Genomic DNA, 15,450 nt, shown 5'->3' with positions numbered 1-15,450 from the left:
CCACAGACCGTCAGGAACCAGCCGTTGCGACAGATCGACACCCACAAGCAGCAATGATGCCCCAGCTCACCACATCACCACGTGAGACATCCTCTTATGCGGCGCTTCGCATTGCCTGTACCTCGGAGCCGTCCGGAAATTTCAGGGCAGAAATATGCGACAGCATCCGGGCGTATGACGAGAACGCAGGTTCGCTAGCCCCTTCCAACGACTCTCCATTGATGAAATTATCCCAGTAGTCCTCACCTGAGAACTCGTGGATGCGTCGATCTTCAGGGTCGCGCAGGTTAATGGCAAGGGATGACTGGTTCGTGCCAAACCACGTGGCAATAGGATACATTCCCGCATGATCGACAAAGAGATCCCGGTCGTCCTCACCCATGACGCCGACTTTGACTTGATACCACGAAGCCATGCCTGAATCCGCCACATTGCAGTCGAAATCAAACCCGCTGAACCTGACGAGGACCGGCGGGAATTCCGCCCGTCCGACCTGAACAAAAGGGAGAGTCTCACGCGCCCGGCGGAACCACCCTGGAATCTGAACGCGATCCCGCCGCGCATAATCATCGAGTTGGCGACTCGATTCTCTATTGAAGCGAAGTGACGGAAAATTCTCTACGAACTCGCGAAGCCCCTCCTTCTCCTCACTTTCCAGGGAGGCCGAGTTGATCCACCTCAGCGCATCACTGAACGAACCTTCTGCCACTTCTCCGGAATGAGCGTCGTCACTCATTGATCAGTCCCCATTGGGCAGCGCACGCCGTGCCGCACCCCTCGTCAGAGTGGGGTAACGAGGCCACAGCAGCCCCGTCCAGGTTCCGGCCCTTTCCCGGGGCTTCCACCGCAATCGCTCTGCCCCGCGTCCTGCGCAGGTGGCCCACCTGGTGACCACGGCGACTCGTCGAGCAGCTGCGTCCACGTCCACGGCCCTCGCACCAGTGCGGTTTCCCATTCCTATGCCCTGCCGGCCATGGGTGGACATCTTTGGTGGAAAAGAGGAACGAAATCTGGAAACGAGCCGTAGGTTTCCCGAGGACCAGGTCGACGCGACGATCAGCATGCGGTCGTCGGCAGCGGCGAGGTGAGCTACTTCGCAGGCGGCGCGCGTCTTGCCGAGACCGCACGCCATAACGCCCGTGGTGCGGGGCTCGGTGCTGGGCGTGCGGGCGACGGCGGAGACCAGCTCCTGCTGGTGCGGCCACAGTTGCGGCACAGCGCTGGCGGTGTGATCGATGGCAGGGGTCGGCACGAATTCCTCTTCATACGATGTTCGAGGTGCGGCATCGCGAGGCGGCAAAGCCGCGACGCCGTTCCTCATCGGTCGTGGACCGAGTGTTCCTCGTCAACCGAAACACGGAAGCCATACTGGGCGGCGAGGGCTCCGACGCCGAGGTGACCGAAGCTGGGAGGGGTGCGCAGTTCGGTGAGCCGGACCGGGTGCTGTCCGGAGAGACGGCGCGCGGCCTCCTCGCGAGCCTCGGGCCTCATGCCGGGTCCGGCGTCGTGAATCTGGATGCTGATGCCGTGGTGGGCTTCGAGGAAGCTGACTTCCACCGGGGTGCTGGGGGCGCTGTGTCGGGCAGCGTTGTCCAGCAGCTCGGCCACCGCGAGTACGACGGGCTCGACGTAGCGGCCGGCGACGTAGTGCGCAGACTCCTTGGGAACCTCTACCCGGCGGAAGTCCCGGATCCTCGACACACCGCCCCGCACCGTCTCCAGAAGCGACGCGTCCTCACGCTGGCGTCCCGGCCACATGCCGGTCAGGACCCCAAGGATCTGCAGACGGCGGGCCAACTGACTGGCCGCGTGGTCAATGGGCTGGACCAGCTCCAGGAGCTTCTCATCATGCTCCGTGTCCAGCAGATGCGTGATCGCGGACTGCTGCTCGTAGACCAGGGCCTGAACGGACCGCGTGACGGCCTGCACGGCCGCCCGGGCCACTCCCTCGGCGTGATCGGATGCCTGCGCCGTCAGGGCGTTCACCTGTTCCAGGACCGAGAGATACGCCCTCCCGGCAACGCTGCTGGCCAACTGAGGATGAAGAAGACCACCGGCAGAAGAGATGTCTCCGGTGCCGTGCTGCAGCACGTACACCAGGGCCGGCAGACGGGACTCGGCCAGGTGCTTGGCCTCCTCGTCCCGCGCGGCCACCCCCCGCTCGGCGTCGACCGCACGCTGTCCGGCCGCGGCAGCCTGCGTCTTCAGCGTCTTAGCGTGGTCGCGGTGCTCAGCCGCTTTGTGACGGTAGCGCAGTGCAAGGGCACCGGCGACGATCATGCCTCCAGCCGGCGCCCACACCAGCGCGTCCTGTATCAAGGGGGTCATCAGATCCTCACGGGCGTACGAGTAAAAGGGACGGGCGAGCAGCGCACTGCACCCGCACCGGGCGCGGGGACCGCGGCGAGCAGGCGGGGACTCGGGTGGGAGTGGCCGCCGGGGCACGCGCGCCAGACCGCAGCCGACGGGGGAGACGGCGTACGGTCCGGGCCCACGGGGGTGCCCCGACGGCCGGTCTATATGCGGATCCCGCTGATTGTCCCGACCACACTCTGCACGAGGCGGCTGATGGACTAGGCGAGCGAGCTGTCGTGGAGATAGAAGCCGAGGAGCACGGCTGCTATTGCGTGCCCGGCCTTGAGGCCGCCTTCGCGGATCAGCAGCCACACCATGACGGCCAGCACGACAACCAGGGAGACAGTGACGCTCACGGAATTGGGTTTCTGCCGGGCGAGCGCGTCAGGGGACCCCGCGTTACCAATCGGGTCGATGGTAATGACCTTCGTGACTCCGGGAGTTGAGGCGTCAGCGCGCTCGACGGATGGCGCGCCTGCGCAGCTCGTGACCGCATTGGTCTGGGCGCGGCCGAGAGCGGGAAACGGGGCGGGCACAATGTCCTCCGGGGGCGCAGACATATCGTCTCGCGTCATGTCCGCGACGCCCGGGTGACCGTTTCCGGCCTTCGTTGATTTTACAGGAAAACCAGGGAAGTAATCGATGCTCTCTGGTCAGAATCCTGTGAAAAATGCGTGGTGCACCACGGCGTTGACACCCGGAACGGGAAATACCGCTGCTCCGCATGCTGCTGTTTGTCGAAGGGCTCCGGCGTGGTCGCTGGCAGGGATTGCGTGTTGGGCGGGAGCGGCAGGCACCCCATGCCCCCAAGCGCTGGCGGTCGCTGCATCAACTGACGTGTGGCCGTCTCGCATGCGGCGATGCCCCTGCTTCCTCGGTGAGGCATTGAACGAGGCTTTCGCCAGCCGTGCTGACAGCCCGCATCATCGTGGACAGTACCGATGCCGGCAGGGTGCCCCGGCCGAGGCCGCCGTCGTAGACGATGGCTTCCAGTTCCCGGCATGACCGTTCGCTGGCTGGTAGGACCGGGTTCCGGAGGATTGCGCGCGCGGCGTACGCGTCGCACGCCTGAGTGGTGTCGCTGACGATCGCGTCGTACAGGGGGCGTACGAGGGCTTCGCAGCCTTCGGGCACCAGGTCGATCGCAGCCAGGACCAGCCTCACCCGGAACATTCGCAGGTGCGGCGGGGCCGGCTCCAGCGCATTCCGCACGGCGAGTGCCGCGGCGGCGAACCCTTTTGCTGTGGCGCGGCCCGCAAGGCGGTCGGCGTAGTGGCGGAGGATCTGCGCGACGGCTTCTTCCCACGGCTTGGTGATGGTGGCCTTGCCGATAAGGGTGTTGGCCGTGTCCAGAGATTCCGCGAGCAGACTCGCCACGACGCGTGCTTGCCTGCTGCCGTACAGCCGCTCGGGTTCCTGGTCGTAGGCGGTCGCGTGCTGTGCTGCTTCTTGCCATTGGTCTGTGGCGACCAGGAGCCGGGTTCCGTCGTCGAGCAGGAGGTCGTTGAGCCAAGGCTGGATGCGCTCCAGGGTGGCCTTGGTGGTGAAGCCCGTGAGGTCGATGGCCTGTCCGTGGACGGTCACGGTGCCGCCGTCGTGTGCGGCGCGGTGCACGCTCATGAGCTGCTGATAGGCGGCCTGCGGGTTTCCAGTTCGGGCGGTCAGCCGTACGAGGTTGACGATGGGCTGGAGGCTGGCGATGGCAGTGTCCCCGGAGACGGGCCATGCCGTCTGGAAGAGACGAAGCTGACGCAGACAGAGGTCGGTCGCCAGTTCGGTCAGCCCGCAGTCGGAGGCGATCAGCGCGGACAGGTTCCAAGTGGCGCACGCACGGTTGATCCGGTCGTGGAGCGGCCCGTCCTGCACCGATTTCTCCCCGCAGGAGCGGACTTCGTCGATCCTGGCGGCGAAACTGGGGTAGACGAGGTGGGGCCGGCTGACCAGAGGGAATCGCCTGGAGAGCCGACGGAGCCCTGCCTGTGGGTGCTGGAGCGGTGCGATCACGGCATCGGCCTCTCCGTGGGGTCAACGGGACGCAGGATCGCGGTATGTGCCGCGTGAGCGAGAACGCTCTGGGTACGGGCGGGCAGGCCGATCCGGTTCCAGTGGAAGATCACGTGGTAGGAGATGACCTCGCGCAGGCCCCGGCCGAGGGTCCCGCCCCGGGCGGCTGTGCCGAGGTCTCTTCCGGCCTGACGGAACGCGCTCACCCAGTCCGCGGCGGGCTTGAGGGTGCGGTCCGACTGGAGCATGGGGCCAGAAGGGCTGGTATCGGCGATGAGTAACTGTCGGATGCTGTCGGCCATGGCATGGACTTTGGCCGTCGGCACGTCTGAGGGCAGAGGCCGTTCCCGGGCGACGCGATGCCAGGCGTCTCCTTGCTCGTACCACTCCAGTCCAGCCGTGCGCATCAGGGTGGCGCACAGCAGCAGTGACAACTCCCGGCGGCCCAACTCGCCATGGTCTGTAGTGAGAATGGCGTGGCTGTCAGCGTGGAACAGCGTGTGGGCGATGCTCATGCTGCTCTCGCCGCCGAACGCTGCGGTTTCGGGCTCGTAGATGCCAGGCCACCAGCGGTGGACTCGCCCGGCTGCCGTGAGTTCGTCGAGCATGTCGGCCAAAGCCTGGGGGAGCTGCGTCCCGATGGCAGGAAGCAGCCGCATCCGCCAGCAGGGGTGCTTTCGGATGAACCACCACCCGGTGATCAGACCATCCTGTTGGGCCAGGCCCAGGACGGGGGCGATGCGGCCGGCGGCGGTCTGCTCGGCCTCGTCCCAGGCGGTGAATTGGATGTACAGCTGACGCCATGCCGGGGATCCCGCCTGCTGGGCGAGGGCCTGTTGCCCGGCCTGCTGGTAGACGGCGACGGCGGCGTGCAGGTCAGCGGGCTCAAGTCCGGCGCGGGCTGCGGCGGTGTCCGTGGCGGTGCCGGCCAGGACGTCCAGCACGGCGTGCAGGGTCGCTTCCAGACGGGCGGGCTGGGTCAGTCGATCAGTAGGCATGCGTCCCATCCCGAGGTCGGCGCGGCGTCGTGGGCTGCGGTGGTCAGGGCGAGGGCGCTGCCCGCGTCGCCTTGCAGGAGGCCCGGGGCACGGCAGGGGCGGGCGTGCTGGGTTAGGGCGGCGACCAAGTCGGGCAGGCTGGCGTGCAGGGCCGGGGTGGCGGCGTCGTGGGCTGCGCGGAAGGCGGTCTGGTAGACGCCCGCCCAGCCGTGGCACAGGCTGGCGTCTGTGATCTTGGATAGCTGATCGGGATCGGTCAGACAGCGGACCATGGCGTCCTCGTACAGGTGCTGGCGAGCCGGGTCGCTGCGGGCGAGAGCGGCGAGCTGTCCGGCGCGGGCGATGCCGGGGGTGCCATAGCACCAGCTGGGCCGTGCCGGGCCGCGTTGGGCGGGACGGCCGGCACGGAGTTCACCGAGGCGGAGGTGTTCAGGCCACCAGGGGCCGGCGGGGCCGTCCTGCAGCCACGTATCGAGCCAGTCAAGGATGGTGTCGATGGCGTCCTCCTGTCCGTCGACCCTCACGTCTTGGCGCAGGGCGCGGGCAAGGAGCAGCAGCGGGCCGGTGATGCCGTGGGCGGCGCCGAAGTTGGCGTGGCCGGCGGGGACTGCGGATGGGGTGAGGTCGGGTTGATGATCGACCCACCAGCCGGGCAGCACGCCCTGGTCGCTGCGCCGGATGGGTCGGGTGAGCCGTACCAGGTAGGCCAGGACGCGTGCCATCGCGGTGCCGGACGGGGACCGGCGCAGCAGGTACGCGCCGATGCCGGTGAGCCCGTAGAAGATGTCGTACTCGTGGAAGCTGGCTGGACGCCCGTGGCGCATACGTGTCTGGGCCGCATCGCATCTGCGGTGGGCGAGTTGGGTCACGTGGTGATCGAGAGCTGTCAGCGCGCCCTGGTACCGGGGTGCCTGCGAGGTGACGGCGCAGGCGAGCATGAATGCTGCGGCGGGCGCCCCCAGGTACAGGCCGCTGGTGTCGGCGGCGCTGACGGGGGTGGCGACGGCGGTCTTGATCCAGGGGTGTGCCTGCTGCCAGGTGCCGTCTCCGGTACGGGCGCGCTCGATGTGGAGCAGCGCGGTTCCTGCGGCGCCGGCGGCCAGGTCCTGCGCCGCCCAGGGCTGGTCTTCGGGTGGTGGGACGGGGGTGGTCAGGTGGCGGGCGAAGGTGTGCGCCAGCAAGGCCGGGCTGGTTGCGGTGGTCATGGCTGCCGCTCCCGGTGTCGCAGGGCGCAGGCCCGGGCGAGCCGACCGGTGACGCGTTCGTGATCAGGGTCGACGGGCTGCGCCCGGATGCAGTGCTGGTGGAGCAGCGACCGCAGCACGTTGTCGGAGTTGTGCCCGGGGGCCAGCTGCTGCCGGTAGGCGGCCAGGGCGGCAGCGCGCTGCCGCCATGCGGCGATGACATCGGGGCCGCCCGGCAGGGCTTGCAGAGCGGTGTGATCGGGATCGGCCAGAGCCTGGGCCAGGGCGATTCGATCCCTGGGTATGGGGCCGTGTTCTTGAGGGAGAGCGCGGGTCAACCAGTTCGATGCCTGATCTGCGTTGCCGGTGAACCGCACCGTCAGGTCGAACATGCTCGCAGCGGTCAGGGCCTGTCCGGCGGCGAGGTCATCTGCGGCGGCACGGATCTGCGCCACGCCGGCGGCTGAGTCCGCGGCGAACACCAGGTGCGCGGCGTCCAGAGCGGGGCCGTGCCCGTGCGGGCCGGTCTGCGGCGGATGGGGGGCCAACTCCAGTCGGGACACGAGGTGGTGGCTGTTGAGTGCGTCTGCCCAGTCGGTGACTAGCTGGGCGGCTGGCCCGAAGGCGGCCGGCTCGGGGAGGCGCAGGTACAGATCCAGGTGCTGGTCGGAGTCGGGGCGGGTTGTGTCGCGATGGCGACTGAACCACCAGAGCGGCATGGTGGCGAACCGGCGGAGCAGAGTGGGCAGGTGGCCCGTCAGGATCTCGTCGTACCGCTGGGGGTGCGCGAACAGCCGGGCATACAGGACGGTGGACTGGCTGGGCTTCCCGGGGGCGGCGGCATTCGGCAGGCGTGGTGGGTCGGCGGGGGTGGAGTTCGCCAGGGGGATCAGGAGTTGGTGGGGGCGGCCGATCCATGCCCAGTCTTGCGCAGTGGTGCTTTCGCGCAGTTCGACAACGCGGTTGCGGTCCACGCCGGCGCGCAGCAGCGCCCGGTGGATGCGCTGGTCGAGGTCGAGGGGCAGCTGTTGGCCGTCCTCGACCAGAGCAAGGTGATCGGGGACGCAGAGCCGCTCGCGCCACCGGGCCAGTGCCTTGTCCCAGTCGGCCATGGGGGCGGAGCGGCCGGGCAGTTCCTCGGCGGACAGCAGCCAACGGGCAGGCGTCAGGATCGTCCGCTTGTACCGCACGCGTGGCAGGTAGGGCAGGGTGGCGGCGACGCCGTAGGTGAACGCTCTGTAGGCGGCACTGCGGGCGGTGGTGATCTCCGCCAGGAACCGGGCGAGCGGCGGCGTGTGGACGGACGCTTCCAGCGCATGGGTGACGCGAGGCTCGACGTGCTGTCCTGTTGACCGGCGCACCAGATAGAACCGGCGGGTATCCGCAGTCACCGCCAGGTCGTCGAGCGGGATCACGCCGGGGCCGGACTCGTGGTGCTGGCCGAGAGGGATGGTGAAGGGCAGGACCTGCACGGTGCGGGCGATGTTCTCGTTGCGGCGCCGCCGTGGGGGGAACGACAGTTGCGCTGCGACGGCGCCGGGGCCGGCGGTGGCGTAGGAGTCGGTGAGTGCGGTCTGTGCGGAGGGCGGGAGCAGGTGTGCGAACCGGCCGAGCATGCTGCTGCCGGGCCGGGGGGCGCCGGTGACCAGCAGCCGATAGCCGCCGCACTGCACGGCCTCCAGGGTGGGGGCGTGGATCTCCACGGCGATCTCAGCCCGGGGCAGGGGCAGCAGCGGTTCGGCGTGGTCGGCGGTCAGGTCGGCGATCGTCGCCCGGGTGAGGACAAGCTCACGCCTCCCATCGAGCATCGCCTCCTGGAGCAGGCGCAGGATCTTCTCGTCCCGGCCGGTCACCTGATATGGCGGGCGGGCGCGCTCGGAGCCCAGGAAGCCCGCGGGCAGGCCGAGGCCGCTGTCCGCGACCAAATCCAGTACGGGCACGAGGGCCTCGTTGCCGTACCGGTCGAGGAACCGCTGGTGGTAGTCGCGCCATTGCGGATACCCGTACGGATGGGGTGACAGCTGGTGCATGACCTGGGCGGCTTCGGCGGCTTCGGCCAGGAGGGCTTCGGGGATGTGGGCGGTGCAGTCCAGTGCGGCGTCCACGAGGAGGGGGACGCGGCCGGTGGAACTCACGCGCTGCATGCTCTGCGTCAGCCGGTCGCTGGGCGTCCAGGGGGCGGCTGTGTGTGGCTGGTTCATGTCAGCCCGGATTGAGGCGAGTTGGGAGGTCAATTCGGCGAGGTCGGGGATGCTGGAGGCATCAGCTTTCTCCAGCTCGTCGCATAGGTGTGCGAGGGTGTCGACCGAGGTCATCGGGGGCCACAGACTGCTGATCAGGATGTTCTTGCTCAACAGGTCGGAGATCAAGCCGGTGAGCTGCTCTGGGCGCGCCGTAGGGAACTGGCGGGCCAATTGATGCACGAGCCCGTCGTACGGAATGGGGGCGCCGGCCGCCTCCAGCACGGCGGCCACGGGCCGGGTCAGGCGGACTGACAGCTCGATCGGGGCGTAGCCGGAGGTGTGCGCGTCGGTCGGCATGCCCTCCACCACATGCCGGTCGCCACGGGAGCGGCCGGTGTTGTTGGCCGCGATCGTCAGCCTGGCCAGCAGAGCGGGGTGGCTCTCCAGGCGGGTAATGACGTCCGTCAGCCAGTCGGAATCGGGCCGCAGAACAGTCCGGTACTCCTCGCGCCACAGAATGCGGGCGGCTTGAGCGGGCTCGGCGGGGGCTACGCCGGCGAATACCCCGAACGGGGTGGGCCGGTGGTTCCACCGCAGGAGGTACGCGGCAACAGACCGGACGGCCCGCCTGATGGGGCGGCCGTCGGTGACGGAGCCGTTCAGGATCTCGGCGACGCGCTGACACAGGACGGGGCTGGCTGCGGACAGTGCCGTCGGCACCGGGGCGCGCCATACCTCCTCCAGCCACTGCCGACCGCGGATGGTGGCGTCGTCGCCGTGCAGGTCAAAGTCCGGCACGGGGATCGGCCGGGAAGCCGTGGAGGCGCGCAGCAGCATGCCGGGCCGCCACTGGTACGTGAGGGGTAGTGCGTGGGTCACCGGTGTCCCTTCCTGTTGTGGGGCGCGCGGACGGGTGGTGCCGGGGCGGCAGCGATGATCGGCTGCCACCCCGGCGGACGTCGCGTGTCAGGCGGCGTCCTCGATGGAGGACTGGCAGGCACTGGCCCCGTTCTCGCAGGTGTTGCCGCAGCCGTCGCTGGTGGGGCACATGAAGACGGTGAGGGGGCTCTCGGCGATGACGACCTTGATGTCCAGCTCGAAGTCGTCGTCGGCGAGGCTGTCGACCGGCAGCAGGGCCGGCGCGGTGACGTTGCTGAGTGTGGCAGTGGTCATGCGATCACTCTCTTTGTCCGATGGGATGGTGCAGAACACCCTGGCCGGGCGCCGCGGTTCAGACGGCCGGCCAGGAGATCGAAATCCGGCTGTGCCTCTTGTCGATGACCCGGTCGCCGGTGATCAGGTCATCGGGCGTGCCCGCCGGGTAGACGGCGATGCGCGGGCCGTCCGTGCCGCGGAGCTTTTCGCCCCAGGTGCGGAGGATGCCGGCGATTCGCTCAGCGAACTCGGCCGCGTCGGGCCCGAAGGCGTGGACGCCGTACTCCGCGGTCTTCCTCTCGGTGTCGCGGCGCACGACGGTGTAGGCGAAGTGCGGTCCGTCGATGGCGACCATGGACCAGCTGTTGCCGGTGGGGCCGATCTTGCCTGTGGCCAACTCGGGGTTGGTGGACATGAAGCAGTACGTCGGAACCTGCGTGGACAGGTACATCTGGAGGGTGCCGATGGGCTCCTGGCTGGCGACGGTCACCCCGGTCCACGTCTCGGCACGGGCACTGTTCAGGACGCCGTCCAGCAGAGAGGGGTTGGCAGGCAAGCCCTCGTCGAAGCGCAGCGTGACGCCGTCCTCTCCGGGAAGCTGCATGACCTGCTGGGCATGGGAGCCGGAGCCTTGCACCGCTACGAACCCGCACACGTGGGCGCTGGTGGCGACGAGGCGGTCAGCCTGCCGGATGAACCCGTACGTACGCGTCAGGCCGTTGATGCGCAGCGGCACGACGAGCCGGCCGTCGTCCTTGAGCTGGTCGATCCAGGCGGGCGGGATGTCCCAGGCGCCGAGCGTTACCACGATCGCGTCGTAGGGCGCGAACTTGGCGACACCGATCTCCGCGTCGGCGACCACGACGTTGACGTTGGTGTAGCCGGTCTCGCTGAGGAACCGCTTGGCTCGGTCGGCGGGCGCCGGGTCGATGTCGACGGTGGTGACCTGCCCGGTGGGCCCGACCAGCTCCGCGAGGTAAGCGGCGTTCGGTCCGTTGGTGCCGATCTCCAGCACATTGTCGCCCGGACGGATGCCGGCTTGCTCCAGCTGCATCGCCTGGATCTGCGGAGCGGACACCGAGCTGGTGTGATTGCCGTGCTCGTCCTCCTGCGTGATCACGGCGTTGTACGTGCTGTACGCGTCGCTGAGCGGCGCCTCGGGCACGGCCAGGTGCCGGGGCACCTTGCGCATGGCGGCCTCGACCTCGGGCGACACGATCGTGCCGTCCTCCTTGAGCTGGTCGACGACCTTGTTGCGGAACTGGGTGGCCTCGTCGGGGTCCACGGTCACATCGGTCATAGAAGGTTCCTTACGGGGCTTCGTGCGCTTTCGCCTCCGGCGTCGGCGCCAACTGCATGGTGGTGCGGGGATGGATGCTGGCCTGCGGCGGCCAGATGTCGTTCAGCGCCCCAGGGGCAGCTCCTGGATACGTTCGAAGGCGCAGGTGTGGCGGTCGGGACGTTGGGTTTCCATCACTAGCCACACGGAAGTGACGCACACGGTCACGTGATGGCGGGCATGGCGCAGCATCCGCCGGGCTTCGGCCTTGGCGGAGCCGAGGAGTTCCTGGATGCCGAGGATGCCCGTCGGGATAGCGGTGGGCGGGCGGCGGATCGCGGCCGCCTCGATGGACTGCAGGCCCGAGGCGTAGGTGTCGCCCGCCCGTCGGCTCAGCAGCACCTCGCCGCCCCGCCGCAGGATGAGACGGACGTCGACTGGTTCCCGGTGGCGCGAGCCTGCCCTCAGCTCCAGGGGGTCGGGTGTGCTCTTGAGCCCGGTGCTCTCCTGCACGCCGGACTCGCCGTTGGCGTGATCGTGGTCGCCGGGCTCAGTCGCGCAGGGGAGCGGCACGCCGTGCACGAACTCGCTCGGTGCCACGTCGTCCCCGCACCGATGCGAGGCTGCCCGCCCGTTCACCGCTGGCCTGCCCGCCGGGGGTGCGGCCGACGCTCACTCGTGTCCGGGTACTGCGGCGTGGCATCGGCCAACCGCCCCATAAGGGGGGTTGCGGGAACGCGCGGGAATGCGCGGGTGTTGGGCATGCGGATCTCCGGGGTGCAGACGTGACGTCCAGCGTCTGTGACCGCGACGCCCGGGTGCCCGTTTCCGGACGCCACGGAGTCTAGCCGCGACGCCACCGGGAGTTGGCTGGTCACCGGCTTGATCACGCCGGTCTGCTGATCACACAGCCCGGCCATGCGCGGACTCCTTTCGGGCCGTGCCGGCATACGACGCGGCCTGGGCAGAACCGGGTATACGAGTGCCAGTGTCTGTGGCGCGGTCAGGCCCGGGTAGGTCAGTTGCCAACCGTCGAACAGCCGGGAGATCTGTTCCTTCGTCCGCAGGTGGACGGGGCAGCCGGTCGCCGTCGGTGGTGGCGTGCGTGACGACGAGAGCGCTGCCGGTGGCGGCGACGTGTTTGTACTGGTCGACGAGGACGGTCAGGGGCTGCGCCGCGGTGTCCTCGATGTGGTGGAGCACGCTGCCGAGGAGCAGAATGACCGGTTCTCGCCAGTTGATTGTCTCCAGGACCTCTCGCGAGGCGAGGATCGACTCGGGGTCGCGTACGTCGGCGCACAGGCTCTCGAGTCGAGCGGGCGCCTTGGCCGTCATTATTTCGTCGGCGTGCGTGTGCACCAGCACGTCGTTGTCGATGCACACGGCGCGGGCGTCGGGATGAATGCGGGTCAGGACATCCACCGGCGTCGGGTCATGGGGAAGGCCGCAGCCGAAGTCGACGAGCTGCCGGATGCCCGCGATGGCCAGGGCCTGCACCATCCGAAGCATGTACAGGCGCTCGTGGCCAACGGCGCTCTCCAGGAACGGCATGCGATCGGCCGCCCGAAGGGCCCCGTCGCGGTCGACGATGTAATGGTCTCGCCCGCCGAGCAGGTAGTTCTGCATCCGGGCGCTCGACGGCCGCGCCTGCAGCTCGGCAATCGCTGCGGAGGGGTGGAGGAGCATCGGATGGTCAGGTCGCATCTCGCTCCACCTCGCCGGTGATCGTGTGGAGTTCGGGCAGACGCCACGACGGACCGTCCGGCGCGCCGAGCCACAGCTTGTGTTCCGTCTCCGTGATCGTCACGCCCAGCTGCTCAACCTCTGGTTCTCCGGCCGCGTGCCACTGACCCAGCGCGTCAAAGAGATCAGAGCCGAGATCGCGCGGGCCCCACTCGTAGATACGGGGGGAGTGGAGGAAGACCACGGCCCGAGACGCCTGGTGGTCATGAATACGCAGGCGGTCAGCAACGTCTCCTTCGAGCTGCGTAACGCCGCGCACCACCTGCATCCGAAGGTCAGGGCGAAGCAGGCCGGCGAACAACCGGGCCGCCGCCCGTACGTGCGCCCCCCTCGCATCCAGGGCTTCCGAGGACCTCGGGCTGCCCTGCGACTCGACGGTTGTGCCCTCGCCAGGGCGGTGCTCGCGCAGCCACACGGTCTGCGGAGCCGGTCCGGCGTGGAAACGTCCACTGGCCGACGACCCGTCCCGCGCCACGGTCAGGACGAGTAGCGTGCTGGAATCGCCCAGAGCGGTACGGACGGGCAGACACAGACGGCCACCCGGACGAACCCGGGTGACCCACTCCCACGGCACACGGCGTACCGCACGATGGGACAAAAGCCCGTGGAACGAGCCCGCCGGTCCCAAGACCCCCGCCTCTGGCCCGCTGACCACCCGCACCCTCGGGTAGCAGCGCAGGCGTTGCCGGGCGATCTCAGCGAGACGTTCGGTGTCCGCGATCGTCACCACCCGGCCGCCCTGGAGGCGGTGGTCCAGAGAGGCTGCCGTCCAGCCGCAGTCCGTGCCGATCTCGGCAATGGCCGTCCCCGGCAACGGAGCGAGCGCGGCCAGGCGCGCCGCAACGTCTTCCTTGGACGGGATCACGCCCGTGACGATGCCGGGGCCGCCCTCCCCACCGTCGTCGACGTCGAATACGAGCATCTCGGAGCGATGGACGAACTTCGCCCACTCGCCGGCGTTCTTGCTCCGGTCCACCCTGCGCCAGCGCCCAGCTCGGTGCGTACGGATCACGTTGGGCACGAAGTCCTGTCGCCGATCGCAGATGAACACGTCCCCCGCATGCTGGTGAACGCGGTTACTGCCCGGTCGCAGGCTGCCGGCCTCCACGCGGGCGTTCATGCCTTGCCTGCCATGGCGACGACGTCCCCGGAGTTTTCACGGCCGGCCGTGGGGCCAAGGAGACGGAACTGCCACCCTCGCGTGACCGCGTGCGCGGCCGAGGAAGCGCCCAGCGCCCGCAGCAGGCGTCGCGCGTCCTTGCGTACATCCTCCAGCGGACGCTGCTCGTCGGCCGCAATCTCCTCGACGGTCTTTCCACCAGCGAGCGCTGCCAAGACGGTGCGCTGTTCCTTGGACAGCTCCACGGCATGGCCCACGGGCCCGGGGACGTCCAAGTGCCCGTGCCGGTAGGCGAGGTCCACCATGCCCGCCCGCTCCGAAGTTCCGAGCTTTCCGCCGATCCGGAGGATGTACGTCTTGACCGTGCTGTCGGACACTCCCATGTCACAGGCCGTCTCTGAGGTCGTCCTTCCCTGAGAGATGCCCAGCAGAGCCTCCCGCTCCTGAGCGGAAAGCGGCGGCGAGATGGTCTCGTCCGGGGCTGGCATGGTCGTACTCCTTCGGTGTTCTGGCACAGTCGTCGTATCGGGGCCGACCCACTTTCCTGGTCGGCTGGTTGGGGCGAGAGCTACGAACCGCCGTACTGCAGGGCGAGTTCGGTGAGGACGCACACAGTGGGCAAACTGATGGCGGCAGCGGTGTGGGCAGAAGGCGGCTACGGGTTCGACGCACTCCTCCCACAGAGGCGGATGGCCGTTGGCTATGGACTCTGGCCAGCCGGTCCAGTCCGCACGGGCATCCGGTAGAAGGAACAGCCGGCCGCACGCGTCGTGCGCGGCTTGCGACGTCATCGGGCGAACCCCACACCCACCCGGACGAGCGACTTCACCGTTCACGTCATCACCAGCGATGGGGCCGCGGTGGTGGCGGTGCTCATGGGTAACTCCCCCCGGAGTGGTGTCAGATGCTGGTCTCGCTGCGGGCCAGGGCGAGGAAGCCGCGCCGGGCCCGGAGAGCGGCGAGAGTATGGGCGTAGATGTCGTGGTAGGGGCTGATGTCGACGTGGGAGACCGCGACGATGCCGTGGATCTCGCCGGCGGCCAGCGCGGCGAAGAGCCGGGCCATCTGCGGACGGAGCGCCGGGTCGCCCGCTCCGGTGATGTCGAAGGTGGTGATGGAGTCCGTCCACCGGCGGTGATGGACCACGGCCTGGGTCTCGGCGAGGCGGTCGGCGGGGTCCTGACGCGGTCCGACCAGGCTGTACCGGCCGACCCGCACGGCCGTGCCGGTGTCGGCGAGCCGGGCGAGCGCACGGTGCAGGTCGGCCTCCCGCCTCGCGCGCAGTTCGGTCGTACCGGCCCGGACCCTGGGCTGTACAGGGGCATCGCCCGTGAGCGCGGGCGGCCGACTGACCGTGGTCCGGGTGCCGAGTCGTGCCGGCGGGCGCAGGACGGTTGGTGCGAGAAGGGTCTTCACAGGGCTTCCGTAA

At 68.9% G+C, this 15,450-nt stretch carries 14 protein-coding genes; all 14 read right to left on the bottom strand.

Annotated features, from left to right (window positions below; all coding sequences use genetic code 11):
* Positions 1–94: 94 nt before the first annotated feature.
* The 14 genes from ACWEKM_RS31620 to ACWEKM_RS31555 all read right to left on the bottom strand — a co-directional run bounded on the left by ACWEKM_RS31620 (position 95) and on the right by ACWEKM_RS31555 (position 15,437).
* Entirely contained in the window at positions 95–736 is a 642-nt protein-coding gene (locus tag ACWEKM_RS31620) for a hypothetical protein (RefSeq protein WP_451624691.1), read from the bottom strand.
* 581 nt (positions 737–1,317) lie between these two features.
* Positions 1,318–2,328 carry an ATP-binding protein gene (locus ACWEKM_RS31615; RefSeq protein ID WP_451624690.1) on the bottom strand — a complete coding sequence of 337 codons (1,011 nt, stop codon included), beginning with the start codon at positions 2,326–2,328 and terminating at the stop codon, positions 1,318–1,320.
* A gap of 245 nt (positions 2,329–2,573) precedes the next feature.
* Positions 2,574–2,711 carry a hypothetical protein gene (locus tag ACWEKM_RS31610; RefSeq protein ID WP_451624689.1) on the bottom strand — a complete coding sequence of 46 codons (138 nt, stop codon included), beginning with the start codon at positions 2,709–2,711 and terminating at the stop codon, positions 2,574–2,576.
* 472 nt (positions 2,712–3,183) lie between these two features.
* Positions 3,184–4,359 carry a hypothetical protein gene (locus tag ACWEKM_RS31605; RefSeq protein WP_451624688.1) on the bottom strand — a complete coding sequence of 392 codons (1,176 nt, stop codon included), beginning with the start codon at positions 4,357–4,359 and terminating at the stop codon, positions 3,184–3,186.
* Complete coding sequence (locus ACWEKM_RS31600; RefSeq protein WP_451624687.1) at positions 4,356–5,357, bottom strand: thiopeptide-type bacteriocin biosynthesis protein; 1,002 nt, start codon at positions 5,355–5,357, stop codon at positions 4,356–4,358. The genes ACWEKM_RS31605 and ACWEKM_RS31600 overlap by 4 nt, the downstream gene beginning before the upstream one ends.
* Complete coding sequence (locus ACWEKM_RS31595) at positions 5,339–6,562, bottom strand: lanthionine synthetase C family protein (protein ID WP_451624686.1); 1,224 nt, start codon at positions 6,560–6,562, stop codon at positions 5,339–5,341. Before ACWEKM_RS31595 ends, ACWEKM_RS31600 begins: the two co-directional genes overlap by 19 nt.
* Positions 6,559–9,603 (bottom strand): lantibiotic dehydratase, encoded by a 3,045-nt coding sequence (locus ACWEKM_RS31590; RefSeq protein WP_451624685.1) that lies wholly within the window; start codon positions 9,601–9,603, stop codon positions 6,559–6,561. The genes ACWEKM_RS31595 and ACWEKM_RS31590 overlap by 4 nt, the downstream gene beginning before the upstream one ends.
* A gap of 87 nt (positions 9,604–9,690) precedes the next feature.
* Positions 9,691–9,897 (bottom strand): FxLD family lanthipeptide, encoded by a 207-nt coding sequence (locus tag ACWEKM_RS31585; RefSeq protein WP_451624684.1) that lies wholly within the window; start codon positions 9,895–9,897, stop codon positions 9,691–9,693.
* A gap of 58 nt (positions 9,898–9,955) precedes the next feature.
* On the bottom strand, positions 9,956–11,179 hold the full coding sequence (gene fxlM, locus ACWEKM_RS31580) for a methyltransferase, FxLD system (protein ID WP_451624683.1): 1,224 nt from the start codon (positions 11,177–11,179) through the stop codon (positions 9,956–9,958).
* Positions 11,180–11,281: 102 nt separating this feature from the next.
* Entirely contained in the window at positions 11,282–11,758 is a 477-nt protein-coding gene (locus ACWEKM_RS31575; RefSeq protein ID WP_451624682.1) for a hypothetical protein, read from the bottom strand.
* A 303-nt stretch (positions 11,759–12,061) separates the two neighbouring features.
* A complete protein-coding gene (locus ACWEKM_RS31570) occupies positions 12,062–12,862 on the bottom strand; it encodes an SAM-dependent methyltransferase (RefSeq protein ID WP_451624681.1) in 801 nt (266 codons plus the stop codon).
* Entirely contained in the window at positions 12,852–13,952 is a 1,101-nt protein-coding gene (locus ACWEKM_RS31565) for a protein-L-isoaspartate O-methyltransferase family protein (RefSeq protein ID WP_451624680.1), read from the bottom strand. The genes ACWEKM_RS31570 and ACWEKM_RS31565 overlap by 11 nt, the downstream gene beginning before the upstream one ends.
* A gap of 65 nt (positions 13,953–14,017) precedes the next feature.
* Complete coding sequence (locus ACWEKM_RS31560) at positions 14,018–14,509, bottom strand: LuxR C-terminal-related transcriptional regulator (RefSeq protein WP_451624679.1); 492 nt, start codon at positions 14,507–14,509, stop codon at positions 14,018–14,020.
* 412 nt (positions 14,510–14,921) lie between these two features.
* Entirely contained in the window at positions 14,922–15,437 is a 516-nt protein-coding gene (locus tag ACWEKM_RS31555) for a hypothetical protein (RefSeq protein ID WP_451624678.1), read from the bottom strand.
* Between the last annotated feature and the right edge of the window lie 13 nt (positions 15,438–15,450).

It is taken from the genome of Streptomyces sp. NPDC004752, from assembly GCF_053601275.1.
This window is presented reverse-complemented; position numbering and strand designations above follow the sequence as displayed.